Origin of the sequence: Cedecea neteri NBRC 105707 = ATCC 33855 (genome assembly GCF_001571265.1) — a bacterium.
GTDB lineage: Bacteria > Pseudomonadota > Gammaproteobacteria > Enterobacterales > Enterobacteriaceae > Cedecea > Cedecea neteri.
On the sequence record NZ_BCTL01000028.1, the window covers coordinates 1 to 19,637 of the forward strand.

At 53.7% G+C, this 19,637-nt stretch carries 20 protein-coding genes; 9 read left to right on the plus strand and 11 right to left on the minus strand.

The window, feature by feature from the left end; all coding sequences use genetic code 11:
- Nucleotides 1–146: 146 nt before the first annotated feature.
- The 3 genes from CNE01S_RS12555 to CNE01S_RS12565 are packed head-to-tail and all read right to left on the minus strand — an operon-like array spanning nt 147 to nt 3,318.
- The gene (locus CNE01S_RS12555; protein WP_061276432.1) at nt 147–470 is read right to left on the minus strand and encodes a YdbL family probable chaperone protein; all 324 of its coding nucleotides are present in this window, start codon (nt 468–470) and stop codon (nt 147–149) included.
- A gap of 14 nt (nt 471–484) precedes the next feature.
- Entirely contained in the window at nt 485–676 is a 192-nt protein-coding gene (locus tag CNE01S_RS12560) for a YnbE family lipoprotein (protein ID WP_061276434.1), read from the minus strand.
- Entirely contained in the window at nt 673–3,318 is a 2,646-nt protein-coding gene (locus tag CNE01S_RS12565; RefSeq protein ID WP_061276436.1) for a YdbH family protein, read from the minus strand. The genes CNE01S_RS12560 and CNE01S_RS12565 overlap by 4 nt, the downstream gene beginning before the upstream one ends.
- A 212-nt stretch (nt 3,319–3,530) precedes the next feature.
- Between CNE01S_RS12565 and CNE01S_RS12570 the strand changes: the two genes are divergently transcribed.
- Together CNE01S_RS12570 and hslJ are read left to right on the plus strand one after the other, a co-directional pair.
- Entirely contained in the window at nt 3,531–4,520 is a 990-nt protein-coding gene (locus CNE01S_RS12570; RefSeq protein ID WP_061276438.1) for a 2-hydroxyacid dehydrogenase, read from the plus strand.
- A 121-nt stretch (nt 4,521–4,641) separates the two neighbouring features.
- Nucleotides 4,642–5,073: a heat shock protein HslJ gene (gene hslJ, locus CNE01S_RS12575; protein WP_061276440.1), complete on the plus strand. Its 432-nt coding sequence runs from the start codon at nt 4,642–4,644 to the stop codon at nt 5,071–5,073.
- Here the strand turns inward: hslJ and CNE01S_RS12580 are convergent, their stop codons facing one another.
- Nucleotides 5,074–5,340 (minus strand): putative hemolysin, encoded by a 267-nt coding sequence (locus CNE01S_RS12580; RefSeq protein ID WP_039898277.1) that lies wholly within the window; start codon nt 5,338–5,340, stop codon nt 5,074–5,076.
- A 335-nt stretch (nt 5,341–5,675) separates the two neighbouring features.
- Here CNE01S_RS12580 and nifJ point away from each other — a divergent pair, with 335 nt between their 5' ends.
- Nucleotides 5,676–9,203, plus strand: a complete 3,528-nt coding sequence (gene nifJ, locus CNE01S_RS12585; protein WP_061276442.1) for a pyruvate:ferredoxin (flavodoxin) oxidoreductase — start codon at nt 5,676–5,678, stop codon at nt 9,201–9,203.
- A 163-nt stretch (nt 9,204–9,366) separates the two neighbouring features.
- Here the strand turns inward: nifJ and CNE01S_RS12590 are convergent, their stop codons facing one another.
- Entirely contained in the window at nt 9,367–10,047 is a 681-nt protein-coding gene (locus CNE01S_RS12590; RefSeq protein WP_061276445.1) for an ArsR/SmtB family transcription factor, read from the minus strand.
- A 75-nt stretch (nt 10,048–10,122) separates the two neighbouring features.
- On the opposite strand from CNE01S_RS12590, the gene CNE01S_RS12595 reads away from it, so the two are divergent.
- The gene (locus CNE01S_RS12595; protein WP_061276447.1) at nt 10,123–10,482 is read left to right on the plus strand and encodes an antibiotic biosynthesis monooxygenase family protein; all 360 of its coding nucleotides are present in this window, start codon (nt 10,123–10,125) and stop codon (nt 10,480–10,482) included.
- Entirely contained in the window at nt 10,475–11,218 is a 744-nt protein-coding gene (locus CNE01S_RS12600) for a sulfite exporter TauE/SafE family protein (protein ID WP_061276448.1), read from the plus strand. Before CNE01S_RS12595 ends, CNE01S_RS12600 begins: the two co-directional genes overlap by 8 nt.
- On the opposite strand, the gene CNE01S_RS12605 is transcribed toward CNE01S_RS12600, so the two are convergent.
- The gene (locus CNE01S_RS12605; protein WP_061276450.1) at nt 11,215–11,604 is read right to left on the minus strand and encodes a rhodanese-like domain-containing protein; all 390 of its coding nucleotides are present in this window, start codon (nt 11,602–11,604) and stop codon (nt 11,215–11,217) included. The genes CNE01S_RS12600 and CNE01S_RS12605 overlap by 4 nt on opposite strands.
- Nucleotides 11,605–11,671: 67 nt before the next feature.
- Here CNE01S_RS12605 and ftrA point away from each other — a divergent pair, with 67 nt between their 5' ends.
- The 3 genes from ftrA (at nt 11,672) to CNE01S_RS12615 (ending at nt 13,445) form a co-directional block, all read left to right on the plus strand.
- Nucleotides 11,672–12,676: a transcriptional regulator FtrA gene (gene ftrA, locus CNE01S_RS12610; protein ID WP_096754093.1), complete on the plus strand. Its 1,005-nt coding sequence runs from the start codon at nt 11,672–11,674 to the stop codon at nt 12,674–12,676.
- A 121-nt stretch (nt 12,677–12,797) separates the two neighbouring features.
- Nucleotides 12,798–12,893, plus strand: coding sequence for a protein MgtS (mgtS, locus tag CNE01S_RS25250; RefSeq protein ID WP_008459108.1), 96 nt, complete (start codon nt 12,798–12,800; stop codon nt 12,891–12,893).
- A gap of 192 nt (nt 12,894–13,085) precedes the next feature.
- On the plus strand, nt 13,086–13,445 hold the full coding sequence (locus CNE01S_RS12615; protein WP_008459111.1) for an RcnB family protein: 360 nt from the start codon (nt 13,086–13,088) through the stop codon (nt 13,443–13,445).
- A 45-nt stretch (nt 13,446–13,490) separates the two neighbouring features.
- On the opposite strand, the gene CNE01S_RS12620 is transcribed toward CNE01S_RS12615, so the two are convergent.
- From CNE01S_RS12620 to CNE01S_RS12635, 4 genes are all read right to left on the minus strand, one after another.
- Complete coding sequence (locus tag CNE01S_RS12620; protein ID WP_008459113.1) at nt 13,491–13,748, minus strand: MafI family immunity protein; 258 nt, start codon at nt 13,746–13,748, stop codon at nt 13,491–13,493.
- A gap of 148 nt (nt 13,749–13,896) precedes the next feature.
- Nucleotides 13,897–14,799 (minus strand): alpha/beta hydrolase, encoded by a 903-nt coding sequence (locus CNE01S_RS12625; protein WP_061276452.1) that lies wholly within the window; start codon nt 14,797–14,799, stop codon nt 13,897–13,899.
- Nucleotides 14,800–14,915: 116 nt separating this feature from the next.
- Nucleotides 14,916–15,377 carry a hypothetical protein gene (locus tag CNE01S_RS12630; protein ID WP_061276453.1) on the minus strand — a complete coding sequence of 154 codons (462 nt, stop codon included), beginning with the start codon at nt 15,375–15,377 and terminating at the stop codon, nt 14,916–14,918.
- 7 nt (nt 15,378–15,384) lie between these two features.
- On the minus strand, nt 15,385–18,813 hold the full coding sequence (locus tag CNE01S_RS12635) for a DEAD/DEAH box helicase (protein WP_082763211.1): 3,429 nt from the start codon (nt 18,811–18,813) through the stop codon (nt 15,385–15,387).
- A gap of 242 nt (nt 18,814–19,055) precedes the next feature.
- Between CNE01S_RS12635 and ydfZ the strand changes: the two genes are divergently transcribed.
- Nucleotides 19,056–19,259, plus strand: coding sequence for a putative selenium delivery protein YdfZ (gene ydfZ / locus CNE01S_RS12640; RefSeq protein WP_039296773.1), 204 nt, complete (start codon nt 19,056–19,058; stop codon nt 19,257–19,259).
- A gap of 39 nt (nt 19,260–19,298) precedes the next feature.
- Here the strand turns inward: ydfZ and CNE01S_RS12645 are convergent, their stop codons facing one another.
- Nucleotides 19,299–19,589 (minus strand): hypothetical protein, encoded by a 291-nt coding sequence (locus tag CNE01S_RS12645; RefSeq protein WP_061276457.1) that lies wholly within the window; start codon nt 19,587–19,589, stop codon nt 19,299–19,301.
- Between the last annotated feature and the right edge of the window lie 48 nt (nt 19,590–19,637).

The following is a 19,637-nucleotide window of genomic DNA, read 5'->3' on the forward strand; positions in this document are numbered from 1 at the left end:
AAATGACGGTGATTTCCCCGAGTCGTTCACCAATTCGGTGGCTGCATATGAAGCAGCACTGGAAGTGAACGGAACCTTAGTTAATCCTTCATAGAGCGTATTTGTGAATAAGAGATAGCCCAGAAATAGGGGGAATAGACATAAAGCTATTTCTTCATCCACTGCCCGTTCAGGCCGCGCACATATTCCCCGGCGGGCGCTCTGTCCACCAGCTTCTGCCCCGCCAGACGAGCCACTTCATTGAGCGAAACATTGTTGGTGTCCGCCAATTGCTGATAGTGCTGGGCGCGGCCTTCATTGATGCTTTTCACCAGCGCCAGCGTTTCCGGATCCTGCTTGATGGGCGCAATGTAGCCGCTGAGTGTTTCACCCACCCGCCCCTGCTCACGCGCTTCGTTTAGGGTCAGCGCCATTGCGGATGTGCTGAAGAACAGGCCGGCCAGCAGCAGGCCTTTAATCATAGAGTTCATCGCCGTTCCCCTTCTCAGAACAGATCGCTACGGTTTTTAAGCAGGCTTTCGACGTCTTTGTCCACTTTGATATGGATTTCGTGTTCGATTTTGACGTTCATATTGATGGTGATCGGCTCTTTAGGGGCTGCCACTTCGATGCGCGGCGTGCAGCCTGTCAGCATCAGCGCCGCAGATGCCAGCAGTACAGCGGTAAAATACTTCATTTGGGTTCCTCACAGGCTTCGCCGGGTTGGGAGCAGCGAGCCGTTGGCAGCGCGGCGTTCTCTTCCAGCCAGGTTTGTAAATTATCGCCAAAGCGCAAACTGCGCCACAGGGTAAACAGGTTTTCCTGATGGGTATAGTTGAGATTGACGGTGTTGGTCTTGCCCTCGACGTGGCTAATACCGGTCACGCTGGAGCGCATCCTGACCACCCCGAGGTTGTCGAGGTCAATCTGGGTCCAGGATCGCGAGATTTCCATGTAGCGCAGCCAGTTGATGGCCGCGCCCGCCGCCATGTTGTTGTCGACGATAGCGTCCGCCATGTCTTTATCCATGCGGAACGTCATCGGGCCAGGGTTGGTCAGCCAGCCGTCTTTGATAATCCACTGCGGATGGTTGAGCCACAGCGGCAGCGCGCCGTTGAATCGCCCGGACATACTGAACTGTTTAGGGTTAATCGCCGTTACCAGTTGGCTGGAAGACAGCCCTGTCAGGCGCAAGAGCGCCGCGTCACGCTGCGGCATGCGCAATTGCTGCATAGAGATCTTGCCGCCAAGCACATCCGCATTGACGTTGGTCAGCAGCAGCGGCTGCTGCTCACTCCACGGGTACCAGCCTTCCAGATCGGCGGTAATGTTTTGCGCCGCTATCTGGTTGCGTACTTCAGCAATGCGCAGCGTGACCGGCCCTCGGGTACCAAGATGCCAGGTCGAATCGCTAAAGCGGAACGGCAGCACAAAGTCGACGCCGTTAATCTGGTTATCCGGCATCCAGACGCTGCCGCTTTTCACCACGCCGTGGCCGCCAGCCTCAAAGCCCTGCCCGGCGGCGGCGGAAAAGGCAACCTGGGCATAAAGATCGCCGCCCTTGAGATCCATTTTCCAGTCTGCAGGCAACAACGGCTGGAACACAGTGAGAGTTTGTTTCGGCCACCAGGCATTGCCGCGCAGGCGCTCTCCGTCCCAGCGCCCCACTACGCGTACCGGGCCAATCTTCCCTGCGTGTAAATTGCCTTTGAACAAGAAAGATGTCGGGTTTTGCCCGTCCACGCTAAATTTAAGCGTCGATGGCGGCAAGGTGCTGCCGCCGCTAAAGGTAGTCGCCCCCGCATCGAGCGAGAAATCGCCGGTAAAGATCTCTTTTTGCTCGTTTCGCTCCCAGCGCAGCGGATTGTCAAGGCTAAGGCGAGGCTTCGACATCAGCATCGAGCCGTACTGAAGTTTGTCGAAGCCCGTTGACAGTGAACTCAGCTCGATGGCGCTGTCACGCCATTCGCCAACGCCGCGCACGTCCCATTTAGCCTGCATCGGTTTGAAGCTGCCTTTGCCCCAGTAGCGCCACTGCCACAGCCCGGCGTCCGGCAGGAAGTCATTGGCTTTCCCGTCCAGATGCAGTTCAACGGCGCCCATTTCATTATCGTGGGCGCGTAAGATGGCCTGTAGCCTGCCGTCTATCCCCTTGCTGGAAACGCGCACGCCCGCCAGCGGCCAACGCACGTCGTCAATGTTCAGGGTTTCAACGAGCCGCCCGCGAGAACGCAGCAGCGCGCCGGGCTGGAACAACAGCGCCGGGTCGGTCAAGGCACCCGTCAGTTGCCCCGGCAGCACTGCGTAAAAAATCAGCCGATCCTGCTTCGCCTCGCCGGTGAGCTGCAGCGGCAAGGCGCTGTCGGTCAGGCTGAGCTTGCCGGGGCCGATATTTAACACGGCGTTGCCTTTCCCGGCTGAGCCCTGGGTCAGGACGTTCATTCGTCCGGTGAACACCGCGTTATCCAGCCCTTCTTGCCAGTTTTCAACTTTCAGCGTCAGCCCGCCGCCCAGCGGGAAGCCTTCATAAGGCCAGCGCCACTGTCCGGCTTCAATGTCAAAGACCTTTTCGCTCAGGCGCCAGGGAATGTTCAACAGCGGCGCGTCGTCGCCTTGAGATTTTTTAACCGTCAACGTGCCTGCATTTGTGTGCCAGTTAAGGGCGACGTTCAGCCTGTCCGGCTCCTGCGGAATTTGCAGCTGGGTAGCAACCTGGCCATCCGTCGGCAGGCCATCCGGCACTAGCGGCAGCGTTAAGTCGCCGACCAGCTCAAGCGGCGGAAGTCCTTCGAATGCCCCGACTTTTAGGTCGCTAATCTTCAGGCTTTGCCCTTTAAGCGTGGCGGAAAGCGTGAGTAATTTCCCCTGATAATCCAGCTGTTGCTGCTGCGGGGTCAGCGAAAGATGCAACGCGCCCGCATACTGCAGCCACGGCGTGACGTTAAGCTGGTCGATAGTCAGCCAGGTGTTCGGCAGCATTTTCTGCCATTCTTCAAGGGTACGCGGCGCGGCTGGCGCTGAGTCGTCCGCCGGGATTTTGCTGATGCAGTCGGGGTTCAGGTTGAGCGCGGCGAGATGCAGACGCCAGCGGCTCGGATGACTGAGGGTCGCGTCCTTTAAGCTGGCGAGTTCACACTCCCCGGCAAGATAGCGAAGATCGGGAATCACAATCGCGCCGTTGTGCAGGCGCGGGCTGGCCTCCATGGCGATACGCGTCCCCTGAGGCAGCCAGATACCGGCGAGCGTTGGCAGCCAATGGGCCACCGTGAGCAGCAGCGACAGCGGCAATAGAATGAACGCAAGCAGCAGGGCTAGAGCGGCTTTGTATTTACCCTTCATGGGTGGTTAATATCCTGATTCAGCGACAATTTAAGCCGAAATATGTCATTATTCTGGCACGATTCAGGCCGGGCGTGAAGGCAGCGGCTGCATTAAGCATAGTCTGCCCGGAAAGTGAAATAGTCACCTGCCGTTAAAATTTAAGTTTATAAATTGTATGATTATTTTAAGCATGATAATTTTAGAACCAACCCTTTCTGGAGATAAGTCTTATGAAACTTGCGGTTTATAGCACAAAACAGTACGACAAAAAGTATCTGGAGCAGGTTAACCAGGAGTATGGCTTTGATCTTGAATTTTTTGACTTCCTGCTGAGCGAAAAAACGGCCAAAACCGCCAACGGCTGCGACGGCGTGTGCATTTTCGTTAATGATGATGGTAGTCGCCCGGTGCTGGAAGAGCTAAAAAAACATGGCGTTAAGTTTATCGCGCTGCGCTGCGCCGGCTTTAACAACGTCGATTTAGATGCGGCGAAAGAGCTTGGTATGCCGGTGGTTCGCGTGCCAGCCTACTCGCCCGAAGCCGTGGCTGAACACGCGGTCGGGATGATGATGTGCCTTAACCGTCGCATCCATCGCGCCTACCAGCGCACCCGTGACGCCAACTTCTCGCTTGAAGGCTTAACCGGTTTTACCATGCACGGCAAAACGGCAGGCGTGATCGGCACAGGGAAAATCGGCGTTGCCGCACTGCGTATTCTGAAAGGGTTTGGCCTGCGTCTGCTGGCGTTTGATCCGTACCCAAGCGCAGCGGCGCTGGATTTAGGCGTGGAGTATGTCGACCTTGAAACGCTCTTTGCGCAGTCCGACATTATTTCCCTGCACTGCCCGCTGACGCCGGAAAACTACCATCTTCTGAACCAAAGCGCCTTTGAACAAATGAAAGACGGCGTCATGGTCATCAACACCAGTCGTGGTGGACTGATTGATTCCCAGGCTGCGATCGACGCCCTGAAGCATCAGAAAATCGGCGCGCTGGGCATGGACGTGTACGAGAACGAACGCGATCTGTTCTTTGAAGATAAGTCTAACGACGTGATTCAGGACGACGTGTTCCGCCGTCTTTCCGCCTGCCACAACGTGCTGTTTACCGGCCACCAGGCGTTTCTGACGGCTGAAGCGTTGATCAGCATCTCAGAAACTACGCTTGAAAACCTGCGTCAGCTGGAAAAAGGCGAGCCTTGCCCGAACCAAATTAATTGATTTTCCGCCCTCTTCTCGCAGGAAGCGGGTTTATTTTAAGAATATCCTTACTGATTCATGCGCCACATCCTGCGAAAGTGGCGCGCTTTCATTGATGACACATAAACCTTAGGGAGAAGAGATGAAAAAGTTTGCTTCACTGATGCTGGCAAGCGTTGTGCTGGCGGGCTGTGCCCAGCCGGCAGATAAAGGTGCCGTGACTGCACAAGATTTGCAGCACCACCGTTTTGTACTGGAGAGCGTTGACGGTAAGCCTCTGGATATTAAAAACAGCAAGCGTGCGCCTGAGCTGAGCTTCGGTGAGAACATGCATATCTCTGGTGCGATGTGTAACCGCTTTATGGGCCAGGCTACGCTTGAGAACAATACGCTGAAGGTGAAAGGATTAGGCATGACGATGATGCTTTGCGTTGAGCCGCAGCTTAACGACCTGGATCACCGTATTAATGACATGCTGACCAGCGGGGCCAACGTTTCACTGGCAAACCAGCAGTTGGTGCTGAAGAGCGGCCAGCATACGCTGACGTACAAACTGGCCGATCTCGTTAATTAATCAGTAGCTTCCACAGGTGCCAGCGGCAAGCGAGTTTTCGTTACAGCGTTTGCCGTTCGGCATAGCACACATGCCCATCGCGCTGCCGTCCAGTTGACGCGCAACGCTCATCGTGCCGCCAATCATCGCACAGTTCGCTTCACCCTGGCTGGACATCGCTGCCCTGAGCCCTGGCGGAACGTGGGCCGCAGTGGCCTGTTGAGGGGGTTCATTACTGCAAGCTGATAATAACAGTGCGGCACAACCGGCTAAAAACGCAGCGCGCATGGCTTCTCTCTCCCGTCTGAATATGCAAAACCTTTGCATAATGGCGCATGGTTCCCGCTGCGTCGAGAGCATAACGCAATAAAATGTGTTGATTTTTGTGGCTTACATCACCTTTCGAAGCAAAACATCGGAGTTTTCCGAGCGTCTTTAATTCCCTTTATGATTCAGCGCAGTGCGTTACCAGGTTATTTCACTGTTAATCGTGGATCAATTTGTGCACTCGGCAGGCCCATAACTTCTAATGGCCAGGGTGGACACACTATAATTAAGGAATTACAACGGGGCTCCAGGCTTTCAGGCGAGTCCCTTTATTTTGCGCAATGTAAGGGTGTCTTATGATCACTATCGACGGCAACGGCGCAGTCGCCTCCGTGGCGTTTCGTGCCAGCGAAGTAATTGCCATCTATCCCATTACTCCCAGCTCGACGATGGCGGAACTGGCGGATGCCTGGTCCGGCGACGGCAGGAAGAACGTGTGGGGAGATGTCCCTCGTGTAGTCGAGATGCAGTCTGAGGCCGGTGCCATTGGGGCCGTGCACGGTGCGCTGCAAACCGGCGCGCTTTCCACATCGTTCACATCGTCGCAGGGTTTGCTGCTGATGATCCCGACGCTGTACAAGCTTGCAGGCCAGCTGACGCCATTTGTTCTCCACGTTGCCGCGCGTACCGTGGCCACCCACGCGCTTTCCATTTTTGGCGACCACTCGGACGTGATGGCCGTGCGCCAGACCGGCTGCGCCATGCTGTGCGCCAGCAGCGTTCAGGAAGCTCAAGATTTCGCGCTGATTTCGCACATCGCGACGCTGAAAAGTCGCGTGCCGTTTATTCACTTCTTCGACGGCTTCCGCACCTCGCACGAAATTAACAAAATCGTGCCGCTGGCGGACGACACTCTGCGCAGCCTGTTGCCGCAAAAAGAGATCGACGAGCATCGCGCCCGCGCCCTGAACCCGGATCATCCGGTGATTCGCGGGACGTCGGCCAACCCGGACACCTACTTCCAGTCCCGCGAAGCGACCAACCCGTGGTACAACGCGGTCTACGCTCACGTTGAACAGGCGATGAACGACTTTGCCGCCACCACCGGCCGCAGCTACCGTCCGTTTGAGTATTACGGCCACCCTGAAGCGGAGCGCGTGATTATCGTGATGGGCTCCGCTGTCGGCACCTGCGAAGAAGTCGTGGATGAGCTGCTGACCCGAGGCGAGAAGGTTGGCGTGCTGAAAGTTCGCCTGTACCGCCCCTTCTCCGCCGAACATTTGCTGGAAGTTCTGCCGCAAACTGCGCGCCAGGTGGCGGTGCTTGACCGAACCAAAGAGCCGGGTGCCCTCGCCGAGCCGCTGTATCTCGACGTGATGACGGCGCTTGCCGAAGCCGTGAGCCGCGGCGACCGTGAAACGCTGCCTCGCGTCATCGGCGGCCGCTATGGGCTGTCGTCCAAAGAGTTCGGCCCGGAATGCGTGCTGGCTATCTTTAACGAGCTGCACGAAGCCAAACCGCGCCCGCGCTTTACCGTGGGTATTTACGATGACGTGACCAACCTGTCACTGCCGTTGCCGGAAAATACTCTGCCTAACCGCGCCAAACTCGAAGCGCTGTTTTATGGTCTGGGCAGCGACGGCAGCGTTTCTGCCACCAAGAACAACATCAAGATTATAGGGAACTCCACGCCGTGGTTTACCCAGGGCTACTTCGTTTATGACTCCAAAAAGGCCGGTGGCCTGACGGTTTCGCACCTGCGCGTCAGCGAACAGCCGATCAACTCCACCTACCTGATTGAGAGAGCCGATTTCGTTGGCTGCCACCAGTTGCAGTTTATCGACAAATATCAGATGGCCGAGCGCCTGAAGCCCGGCGGTATTTTCCTGCTGAACACGCCTTACGCCGCCGATGAAGTCTGGAGCCGACTGCCGCAGGAAGTGCAGGCCGTGCTGAACCAGAAGCAGGCGCGCCTGCATGTTATCAACGCGGCGAAGATCGCCCGTGAGTGTCATCTGGGCGCCCGCATCAACACCGTGATGCAAATGGCGTTCTTCCACCTGACGCAGATCCTGCCGGGCGACACCGCGCTGGCAGAGCTGCAGGGCGCGATTGCCAAAAGTTACAGCAGCAAAGGGACGGAAATCGTCGAGCGTAACTGGCAGGCGCTGGCGCTGGCCCGCGACTCCCTGGCCGAAGTGCCTCTGCAAGACGTTAACCCGGCCAGCGCAATGCGTCCGCCGGTCGTTTCCGACGCCGCACCTGATTTTGTGAAAACCGTTACCGCCGCGATGCTCGCTGGCCTCGGCGATGCGCTGCCGGTTTCCGCCCTGCCGCCTGACGGCACCTGGCCAATGGGCACTACCCAGTGGGAAAAACGCAACATTGCCGAAGAAATCCCTATCTGGAAGCCGGACATCTGTACCCAGTGCAACCACTGCGTGGCGGCCTGCCCGCACTCGGCTATTCGTGCCAAAGTGGTTCAACCCGAGGCAATGGAAGGCGCACCGGAAGCCCTGCAGTCGCTGGATGTGAAGTCCCGGGATATGCGCGGCCAGAAATACGTGCTGCAGGTAGCGCCTGAAGATTGCACCGGCTGTAATCTCTGCGTAGAAGTCTGCCCGGCAAAAGATCGCCAGAACCCGGAAATCAAGGCGATTAATATGCTGTCCCGCCTTGAGCATGTTGCGGAAGAGAAAGAGAACTATGACTTCTTCCTCAATCTGCCGGAAATCGACCGTACCAGCCTGGAGCGTATCGACATCCGTACCTCTCAGCTGTTAACGCCGCTGTTTGAGTACTCCGGAGCCTGCTCAGGCTGCGGTGAAACGCCGTACATTAAAATCCTGACCCAGCTGTTTGGCGACCGCATGCTGATCGCTAACGCCACCGGCTGTTCGTCTATTTACGGCGGTAACCTGCCGTCCACGCCATACACCACCGACGCCAACGGCCGCGGGCCTGCATGGGCCAACTCGCTGTTTGAAGACAACGCCGAGTTTGGTCTGGGCTTCCGCCTCACGGTGGATCAGCACCGCGCCCGCGCCATGCGTTTGCTGGGTCAGTTTGCCGATAAACTCCCGGCGGAGCTTAACGAGCAGCTTCACGCCGAAGCCACGCCGGAAGTTCGCCGCGAACAGGTTGCCGAGCTGCGTAAGCATCTGGCCGACGTAGACGATGCGGATGCTCGCCAGCTGGTCACCGACGCAGACGCGCTGGTGGAGAAATCCATCTGGCTGATTGGCGGCGACGGCTGGGCTTACGACATCGGCTTTGGCGGCCTCGACCACGTGCTGAGCCTGACCGAAAACGTCAATATTCTGGTGCTGGATACGCAGTGTTACTCCAACACCGGCGGCCAGGCGTCTAAAGCCACGCCGCTGGGCGCGGTTACCAAGTTTGGCGAACACGGCAAGCGCAAAGCGCGTAAAGACCTGGGCGTCAGCATGATGATGTACGGCCACGTTTACGTCGCACAGATTTCGCTGGGGGCGCAGCTTAACCAGACGATGAAAGCGATTCAGGAAGCGGAAGCCTATCCTGGCCCGTCGTTGATCATCGCCTACAGCCCTTGCGAAGAGCATGGTTACGATCTGGCGCTGAGCCATGACCAGATGCGCCAGCTGACCGCCACCGGCTTCTGGCCGCTCTACCGCTTCGACCCGCGTCGCGCGGACGAAGGCAAAGTGCCGCTGGCGCTGGATTCCCGTCCACCGTCCGATGCGCTGGCCGATACGCTAATGAAGGAACAGCGTTTCCGCCGCCTGAACGCCCAGCAGCCGGAAGTTGCCGAGCAGCTGTGGAAAGATGCCGCTGCAGATTTGCAGAAGCGGTATGACTTCCTGGCGCAGCTGGCGGGTAAAGCGGAAAAGGTTAGCGAGTAATCGGGAGAATGCCCCTCTCTTCCGGGGAGAGGGGCAAAACCAGAAGCGAGGCACGGTTACCGCTTAAATCACCTCAGGTCGCTCTCTAAAACAGGGCTGGGAGTGAACGGCACCCAGGCCAATCGTAGATAATAATATCAGCACGTAACGGACACTCTGCCTGTCAAAACACGACCCCAAACGTCCCCGCCAGCTTGCGCTTACCCTTCTCAGATACATGAAGTTCGCGGCTGACCAAATCCCGCCGCATCCACCCTTTTTGCTCGCATGTGTGCAGTAACGCTTTACCTAGCTGCCCGCCCAGATGTTCGCGTCTTTCGCTCCAATCCAGGCAGCCGCAGGCGTAGCGACGGCGCGGTGCAGTATCTTCTATGTTTACGCCCAAAAGCTGAAACTGCTCTTTACCGTGGGCGGTTACAGAATACTCTTCACCTTCCAGCCAGTTGAGGCGAAATAAAGCGTCATGCAGCGCCACCGCAATTTCCCCCGCCATGTGGTCATAGCAGGTTCTGGCATAACGAAGGTTGCCGGGGGTTTTGGTGCGCATCACCACGTCATCGCGGCCAACTAATCCCATCAATCCTTCCAGCGCACCGGCAATTTGGCTGCTATGAAGCCGGTAGTAACGGTGTCGACCCTGCTGCACGCAGGCAATCAGCGATTGCTCCATTAACTTGGCCAGGTGACTGCTGGCCGTTGATGGTGCCACATTAGCCATCATGCTTAGTTCGGTCGCGGTCCAGGCCCGACCATCCATCAACGCGCAAAGCATACTGGCGCGAGTTTTATCCGCAATGGCGGCGGCAACGGCAGCAAGCCGGGTTTCGAGAAAATCTGTTTCCATATTTCGATACTCAGCGAAGCGTCCTGTCTGACGATGAATTAGGGTTAGCAGGAGATAACAATAAGGAGCAACCTGATGATCGCCGTAATCTTTGAAGTCCTGCCTGCAGAAGGACACTATAGCCGCTATCTTGAACTGGCGGCAGCACTAAAACCCCAGCTAACCAATATCGACGGGTTTATTTCTATTGAACGTTTTCAAAGCATTAGCGAACCGAAGAAAATCCTCTCGCTCTCGTTCTGGCGCGATGAAGCCGCCGTGCAGCAATGGCGCAATCAGGAACTGCACCGCAGCGTGCAGCAACAGGGCCGCAGCTCAGTTTTTACCGATTACCGGCTAAGAGTGGCTAGTGTAATCAGGGATTATGGCATGTTCGACCGGGAGCAGGCCCCGCAGGACAGCCGTGATGCGCACAAGGAAAACGCTCATGAGTGATCTCACGCTAAGCCTGGCGATTGCCGCCACATTTGTTCTCGCAGGAACCGTAAAGGGCGTAACGGGGATGGGCTTACCCACCGTGGCTATGGGCATTTTAGGATCGCTGATTTCTCCGGTTGCGGCGGCCGGCATGCTGCTTCTGCCCTCTTTTCTGACCAATATTTTCCAGCTTTATGAAGGCGGCAACCTGCCCGCATTGCTCAAACGCCTGTGGCCGATGATGCTGACCATCATGCTGGGCACCGTTGCCAGCAGTAGCCTGTTAGCTTCCGGCAGCAGCCGCGCGACCACAATTGCGCTGGGAATCGCGCTGATTATCTATGCTCTATGGACGCTTTTTGCCAGACCGCTGCACGTCGCCCTTCGCCACGAACGCTGGCTTTCACCATTGATAGGTTTAGTCACCGGTTTATTGACCGGTGGGACCGGCGTATTTGTGATCCCCGCCGTGCCTTATATTCAGTCTCTGGGGCTTGAGCGCGATGAGCTGGTTCAGGCGCTCGGGCTGTCCTTTACGTTTTCGACTCTTGCCCTGGCCGCCGGGCTTTGGTGGCACGGCGCACTGCAAGAAATCGCTATCAGCACGTCAGTCATGGCGGTTGTCGCCGCGCTCATCGGCCTATTTGCAGGCCAGCGTATCCGCAAACGCATCAGCCCATTAGCCTTCAAACGCGGCTTCCTGGTTTGCCTGGTTTTGCTCGGCGGCGATATGGTTATCCGCGCGCTGATTTAGCCGAACGCCAGGCCTTCATCTGCCCATCCGGTAATGCCACCAGGCATTACCTTCACTAACCTGCCGAGCTGCGCGAGTTTCAACGCTGCACGGTCTGCTCCGTTGCAATGTGGCCCTGCGCAATACACCACAAACAGCGTGTCTGCAGGCCATTCGGCCATGCGGGCTTCGGTGATAAGCCGGTGCGGCAAATGAATAGCGCCCGGCAAATGCCGACGGGCAAATGTCTCGTCAGAACCCACTACGTGCAGCAGCACAAAATCGGGGTCGCCGCTCTGAATTGCCGCGTTGACGTCGGCACAGTCGGTTTCCAGCGATAGCTTGTGCAGGTAATACGCGGCGACGGTTTCTGGCTTAGCCGCTGGATGGTCAGTCACGTAGCTCATGTTTATCTCCTTTTTTGGTTTGTGCTTTGATTCTGACGCCTGCACGACTTCTTGACAGCTGGCACGAATGACGATTAGCGTAAATATCATGACAAAATTATCCGCTTTGCCTAAAAACCCTCTCGTTGTGGCACTGGCTTACGACGGCCTTTGCACGTTCGAATTCGGCGTTGCCGTAGAAATTTTTGGTTTGCCGCGCCCCGAACTGGGCGATAACTGGTATCGCTTTGCCGTCGCCGGTATTGAGCCCGGCGAGCTGCGGGCGATGGGCGGTATTCGTCTGGCGGTTGATGGCGGGCTGAAGTTGCTGGCTGAAGCCAGTTTGATCGTTATTCCCGGCTGGCGCGGCATCGATGAACCTGTACCAGAATCGCTTATAGCGGCATTGAGGGCTGCGCATGCGCGCGGCACCCGCCTGATGTCTATTTGCTCCGGCGTGTTTGTACTGGCGGCAACTGGCCTGCTTGATGGCATACGGGCAACCACGCACTGGCGCTATACCCAAGCGCTGCAGGCGCGTTACCCGGAGATCGAGGTGATACCTGACGTGCTTTATCTGGATAATGGGGATATTTTGACCTCGGCGGGCAGCGCGGCAGGAATTGACCTTGGCCTGCATCTGGTACGTCGGGATTTTGGTGCCGCAGCGGCAAACAGCGTTGCCCGGCGCTTAGTGGTGCAGCCTCATCGCGAGGGAGGCCAGGCGCAGTTTATCGAACAGGCCGTCCCCGTAGAGTACGAAGGTGAGCGGTTTGCGCCATTGTTTGATTACCTGCAGCGCCATTTAAGCGAGCGGCACTCAGTGGCAAGCCTGGCCGCCTTTGTCGGCATGAGCCCGAGAACTTTTTTACGCCGCTTCGAAGCCGCGACGGGCATCACTCCTGCCGCCTGGCTGTTGCAAACACGCCTTAAACGCTGCCGGGAGCTTTTGGAAAACAGCACGTTACCGATAGAACACATCGCCGAACAAACGGGTTTTGGCTCGGCGGCGACGCTGCGCCATCACTTTCGGAAACATCTTCGGACGTCACCCGGGACATACAGAAACTCATTTACTTCACAAAACGAATAATTTACCAGCGGTTAGGGATTGTTTAAGTTGTGTACGGTATGATAACTCCACTCATCTGAGTAAACCCTTTTTTATCACGCGAGGTATTTCTATAGAAATGCAGTAACCTGGAGGATTAACTATGTTAGGGAACATGAACGTATTTATGGCAGTACTGGGATTCATCTTATTTTCCGGTTTTCTTGCCGCCTGGTTTAGCCACAAATGGGATGACTAATGAACGGTGACCTTCCCCCACCTACGACGCCTCTCGCGAAATAAACTTTCCGGGAGGCGTTTTCATTTCTGCCCCACCGCGGTGGAGGATTTGCTAACAAAAAAATACAGCGCGTAATGAGTAAATCGGCACAATTTGTTGTCTTCCTATACGGAATCAACAAAAGCAGACTGGATTCACTCTGGAGAATTTATGCGCAAGTCAACAAAAGTAGCGGTATTAACAGCAGTATGGCTCGCGGGCGCGCTGCCCTCTCTGGCCTTTGCCTATTCAGGGGATAAGCAGCTAAAAGCGACGGCACCGGGCACGTCGGCACAGTCCTATGAACTGAAAGAATTCTCCTCAGATTTCAAAATGTACAAGATAGGCGACATTGCGCCAGACATCTATCGTACCGAACCCTATAACATCAAAAGCTGGCAGCTTCGCCATCTCCCTGCGCCACAGGCCGGTAGCCACTGGACCTACATGGGCGGCAATTATGTCTTGATTACCGACGCCGAAGGGAAAATTCTTCAGGCCATGGCCGGCGATATATTTTATCAGCACTAAGGATAATCCAACCCTGAGGCTGGATATCCTTAACGCCGAAAGGGTTTAATTTAATAAATTTCTCAGGGGATCGATTTCAGTATATTGATTATCGATCTCCAGTAGCCCCGCAATATCCAGTACCTGCCTGTACTCATCAGGGCTAATACGCACCTGATAATTTGCGATATGTCCACACAGCGTTTCAAAAGCCAGTACATTTTCTGAGAAGTCGATATATTCCAGCGCGAAGTCAATGAGTGACGAATCGAGCCGGTTTTTAAGAGCCTCACCAAAGGTTTTGATTTTTTCGTTGATATCCATATTGACCACGTAAAGTTAATTGTTATTTGCGTGCCATCATTGGGAATGGGAAACGGCATCCTGCCGAAATACATCCCTATGGATATCGGATTGCGGGGAAATTTCTTGAGGGGCGTGCGTAATACTTATTTTAGATAACGATCCAGCGCTAACTTTTCGCCAGCCATTTCGCATAATGCTCGGGCCATTTCACGGTCGGGGTACCGGGTTTACCCATGCCGAAGCCGTGGCCACCGCTGCTGTAGCGGTGCATTTCTACCGGGACATGCTGCTGCTCGCAGGACGCGGCCATAATCAGCGTATTTTGCGGATCGGAAACCGGATCGTCTTCCGCCTGAACAAGGAAAAACGACGGAGAATGTGGCGTGACGTAATTCTGCACCGACCATGCGGCATTCTCGGCAGATGAAGCATCCTTCCCGACAAGAATCTTATGCGTGGAGGTGTGTTCGTAGGGTTTCTCCAGCGTAATGACCGGATAAATCAGCGCCGCGCGGTCGGCAAATGCCGGTTTGTCGTCTAAACGATCCTGTTTTGGATATGAGCGGTAATCGGGGCGCGTGGCGGCCAGACCAAGCAAATGTCCACCGGCAGAAAAGCCCAGCACGCTGACGTTATGTTCACGATCGCGCACGATTCTTAAAGCGCGCTGCGCGTCCTGTAAAGCCACCAGGTTACCATCAGCCCATCCCTCAGACGGTAAACGGTAACTCAGCACATAAGCCGTGTATCCTCTCGCCACCAGCCACTCTGCCGCCGGCCAGGCTTCTGACCCCATTTCAATACGCTTATAGCCGCCGCCCGCCGCCACCAGTACGGCGTGGCCATTAGGTGACTCGGGTTCGATCACGGTCAGAATGGGGATCGCAATATTGCTTTGCGCGCCTCGCGCCGAAGTGTTCATACTCCCTGTCGGCCCACCGCCTCCGGGCGGCGTACCTTTCCACAGAGGAATAACCGAGCGCTTCACATCCGATGCAGCAAAAGAAACGCCCGCTTTAGCCGCGAGTAAACCAGCAGTGACACAGGTAATAAAATGGCGACGATCCATAGTAAGCTCCTGACAGAACAGGTTAATCACTATGCCAAAAGAGTGTTTCAAAACTCGCAGGATAAACGTTAATAAGGTAACCAGCCGTTTCTCCAGAGCTAAACTGGCTGCCGGTATCAGCCACGACGCTTCCCGAGAATACCGCGAGGCATTTCAGCAATGATGTCACTTTTGATTTTTTCCATCTGCGACTCCGTTTGAGCCGCCCTGCTTTCATGGGCTTCACGCAGTGTCGTGCGTGTTTCTTTCAACTCATCACGCAGTCTTTCACTAATGCGGATTTCCATTTGTTCAATAATCCTGCTTAGTCTTTGCTCAATAACATCATCAACAATGCCTGGTAGTCGGGATAGGCTATTCTCAATATCCGCCTGCTGCTTTTGTATTTCAGCACTCTTTTCCGTTAACGCAGCAATGGTGATTTTTGCCTGTTCAAATATGCTCCCAGCGTTTTTCTGCGCTTCATGAACATCCGTCAGTAAGTTTCTGAACTCTTCGACTTTGTTTATCACTTCGCCAAGCTTTTCACTGGATGCCTTCACTTTGGCAATGGCATCAAAACCTTCTTCAAAAGACATTATTTCCTCAGATTATTTGAGCTAATTCGTCAGCAACGTCCCGGAAAAGAGCGGATTTAATGGCCGCTACCGGGAGTTCTTTATGTATAGATAAAAGCTGGTGGCGTGTTGGGTTAGCCTCGAGCAGCCAACGGGCAACTGTTTCCCGGGCGTAAGCGTTACTTGCCGCCACTTTAGCTAAGAGTGTGTGCCCGTCCTCTTCCCAAAAGTGGAGAACACCCTCGGGGACCGCCTGCTGAAAACGCATGCGTGTTTCAGTGTCTGAGTCTGTTTCATTCAATAATTGCAGACAGGCCGCCGCAAGATTCAGACCAGGGCTTTCCTGAGTCCCCTCAAGTAAACGAGCCAACTGGGCGGATAACTTTCTCAGGATAGAAGCATCGAGCAGCGCCTCGCTTTCCTTTGATGTTATTAATGAACAAAGCGCCTCCGCCGACTCGGCCAGCGTCATATCTCGCAATGAAGCCAGTTGGAACGCATTATTGTCCACTTTAAAAAACGATTCGAGCGTGTCGCGGAAGGCAATAGCCTGCTCGGGCGTATATTTTAAACAAGCATTGTATAAGTTCCAGGTAGATTGCAGCCTGCTGCCAAGCTGAGTCCTGCGTACCCAATCCAGTAGTAATGAATAAAGTCCTGGCCAGTTTTCTGTTTCTTTGGCCAATACATTCAATTTGTCTATTACCACTGACTCTGCAGCTCTTCCGTCAATAGACTGAATTCGAGCTTTAACCGCGCCACAAGCTTTAGAGAAGCTAGTTTTTAACCTTCGAACTTCTACCGCCTGTACCGAAAGCTCCTCACCTTGTCCTCTCCCCCAGTCAATGACGGTCCAGGGTTCAATTAATCCCATTTGATAAAGGCGGAAAAGCGTTAACTGAAAACGTAAACCGTTGTGCGAATCTCCACATACGTTCTTTACATGTACAGTTAAATTGTCCTTTTTTGAATCGCGGATAATCCCATGGAGGCGAGTAACCAGATCTTGTTCATCCGCCAAAGAAATCAATCCCTGCCTGAGAAACCAAAGCTGTGAACGGAAATCACCTCTGGAAACCTTACCTCCCGAAGATAGTTCGTTTTCAACCGCCTCGGGAGTCAGGTTTGACTGCAGCTTAAGCCAGATTTGTTCTGCCTCATCGGTTTCAGCGCGGAATAACATATGGCAATGCGACGGGCAGCGATCTCGCCCCGCGCGACCGGCCTCCTGATAGAATGCTTCCATTGAGCCAGGCATTCCGACATGCAGGGTATGACGCACGTCAGACTTGTTGACGCCCATACCGAATGCCTTAGTGGTGACAATGATATCAAGCTGACCTTTTTTCCAGCGTGACTGAACCACCTGCTTGTATTGCTCATAATCATTTGACATCGCCAGCGGTTTATCTTGCAGTATTTTCCATGCTTTTTCAGGATTAAAACTTTTAGGCATCGAGCCGGAAAAGAAACCTATTTTTAAATCATTCCGCTTCTTCGCCAGGCCCTGGGATAACAATTCGACACCGTTATCCCCGCTGGCATAGCGTGAAAATACGTGTACAGCTGGCAGGGGTTCATCACTATTTCGTGGTGCTATTTTATCAATTTGCTTAATAACCGCACTGGCTGAGTTATCTCCTTTATAAATCGAGAAATTTAGCTCAGTACGACTTCTGTGCATCTCGTAAGCGATGAACTCATCCGCAATCTGAAACTCGTTTTGAATATCCTTCAGCACATTTACGCTTGCCGTTGCCGTAAGTCCAAGAACGGGAATATCTCCAGCAATTTTGCGGAGTGTACCCGGCAGAGTGAGATAGGAAGGACGAAAATCGTGCCCCCATTCACTCATACAGTGAACTTCATCAATAACAAACATTCTCAGCAAATGAGCCTGGCGTAGATTCATAACGATACGCCGAAAGCCATCTGTTTGAAAACGCTCTGGTGAAACAAAGACGAAGCGCATATCGCCGCTTAAAATTCGTTCTTGATAAATTTTATCTCTCAACGCAGCGGGCATGTCGCTGTCAATATTGACAACTCTGCCAAAGAAGCCAGCATTTTCTAGTTCCGCGCAGTGGTCGCGGCCGAGAGCTTTGATCGGAACTACAACAATAGTAACGCCCTGATTCAATAATGCAGGAATCTGAAAACAAAGGGATTTTCCACCACCCGTAGGCATCAACCCTAACGACTTTTGTCCAGTGAGCGCATTTAAAATAAGCGTTTCCTGCCCTGGCCTAAAACTGCTATGCCCAAATATTCGATAATTTAATTCATTAAGACATTCAACAGGATATAAACCAACAAACCTTTGCTGTGGATTTTCAGCGCTTAAATAGGATTTTCCCGAGCACCGTAGCCTGATTAGTTTAGCTACCGACTGCCCCCCTATTGAAAATGAATGGCTTTGCACTGCGCTGGTATATATCGTTATACCGGGAGTATTGCCCGCATTATCATCCGGACGACTGAAAAGTTGCATATTAAAAAGCAACCCATCGTCAACAAAAACCAGTTCGGGAGGCGTAAACACCAGATTGCGTATTTTTGAAAACAGCGAGAACCAGCCAAATAACTCTTCGAACGCCCGCACAACCCATTTCTGCTCAGGATCGGAAATAAAATCTTGTCTGACATTTATTCGCCAAAGGGATGACTGCAAATCCAGTTTCCCGCAGGAAATGGCCAGCATGACTGCAATTTGTAGCCTAAGAATGGCCGTCAATTCATACCGCATCGATGGCTGCTGCTGCTCGCCAGATGAGAGTGTCTTTTTATATCCAGCAAGCTGTTTGCTCTTTTCAAAATGAGCAGTTAACTGGCTGATGAAATCAGAAAAATGATTGCTTTTAAGCCGCATATCCTCAGTTTTCAAGCGCAGCGTTTTAATACCGTGCTGCAGCAGAAAACTGTCTCTTTGCTGATCCTTGAGTTTCTGAGGAGCTTCTTCATGCTGCCCACCATCGATTTCAATAACCAGTTCAGCCTGTGGCAAATAGAAGTCCACCCGTTCAGCATTGGCTCCGGACATCAGCTTATACGAGGCACCAAGCGCGCTGAAAAGCGGGTACTCTGGAACCATAAGGCCACGCACAAATGCCCACCCTTTCAAGTGGTTGGGGATGATCTCATCAAAGAATTCCAGAGCAGGATTGTACCCGTCGTCACCACCGGGAATAGTGGCCCCCCAATAAGGGTGGTTTTCCGTCGATAATAGCAGCGCAGACTTAGCCAGCTCTTCCCACTGGCAGTTCATAAGACTAAGAAGCTGAGGGGTAGGCCGGGTTGGAGCACCTCGAGTTAAAATAGCAAAGCTATTTGCCACATAATCAGGTACAGCTCCGCATTCACCTGTTAATCCATCAACCTCAAACAGAATATCTCCCTTAAAATATCCTGCACAAACCGAAATTCGTGTATTTTTTGAAGCAGTAAAGAAAGGTTGCATTACAAACAACGCTGTATAAAAAGACGATCGGAGAAAGATATTCAGCCACCAGGTCTATGTCAACTCATGTTCTAAATTAGTGAAAAAACAGCATCTAAATAGTTCACGGATGCAACTATTAACCCCGTATTCATCATACAAATCAATCAACATTGATCGTGATTAATGTTTTGCCCCCACCGACTTTTTTAAAATAGTTCCCGGTCAGACTGTTTCATTCGTTAAGAGGAGTACTCAACATGATGATGACCTGGGACCGCAACCGTAATGCCATTACTACCGGCAGCCGTGTTTTGATTAACGGCACAGGCAAAACCGGGCTGATTAAAGCCATTCACGGTGAAGGTAAAAATGCCGAGCAAATTCGCCGCAGCAAATGTGTGGAAGTGGAAGGTTGTGAAGGGCAATTTGAACCGACGGAATTATTTCGCCTGGGCTTACACTGATGGCTAAAAGTTACCCGGCCTGCTGCCGGGTAACTGATGTTATTTACGCAGCGCCCTGACCTGCGAAAAACCGTGCTCAAACACGCTGTCAGCGGCACAGATGATCACGATAACGTCGCCACCATTGGCTTCCTCCAGCAAACGCGCCAGCTCGGCGTCCAGCTCCCGGTTCATTTTCGGCATAGCCAGGTGCATTTCCCCCGGATAATCCTCATCTTCATCAGGCGGCATGTCTTCGATGCGGCTGCCCTTCACCACGTAAATCAGCAGATCATTGTCATTATGGGTGAGCTCTAGTCTCAAATATTTGCCAACGGGATGTTTAGCCATGCGTTACCTTCAATAGCGTATAAAATAATTTGTCGGCAATGTTAGCAA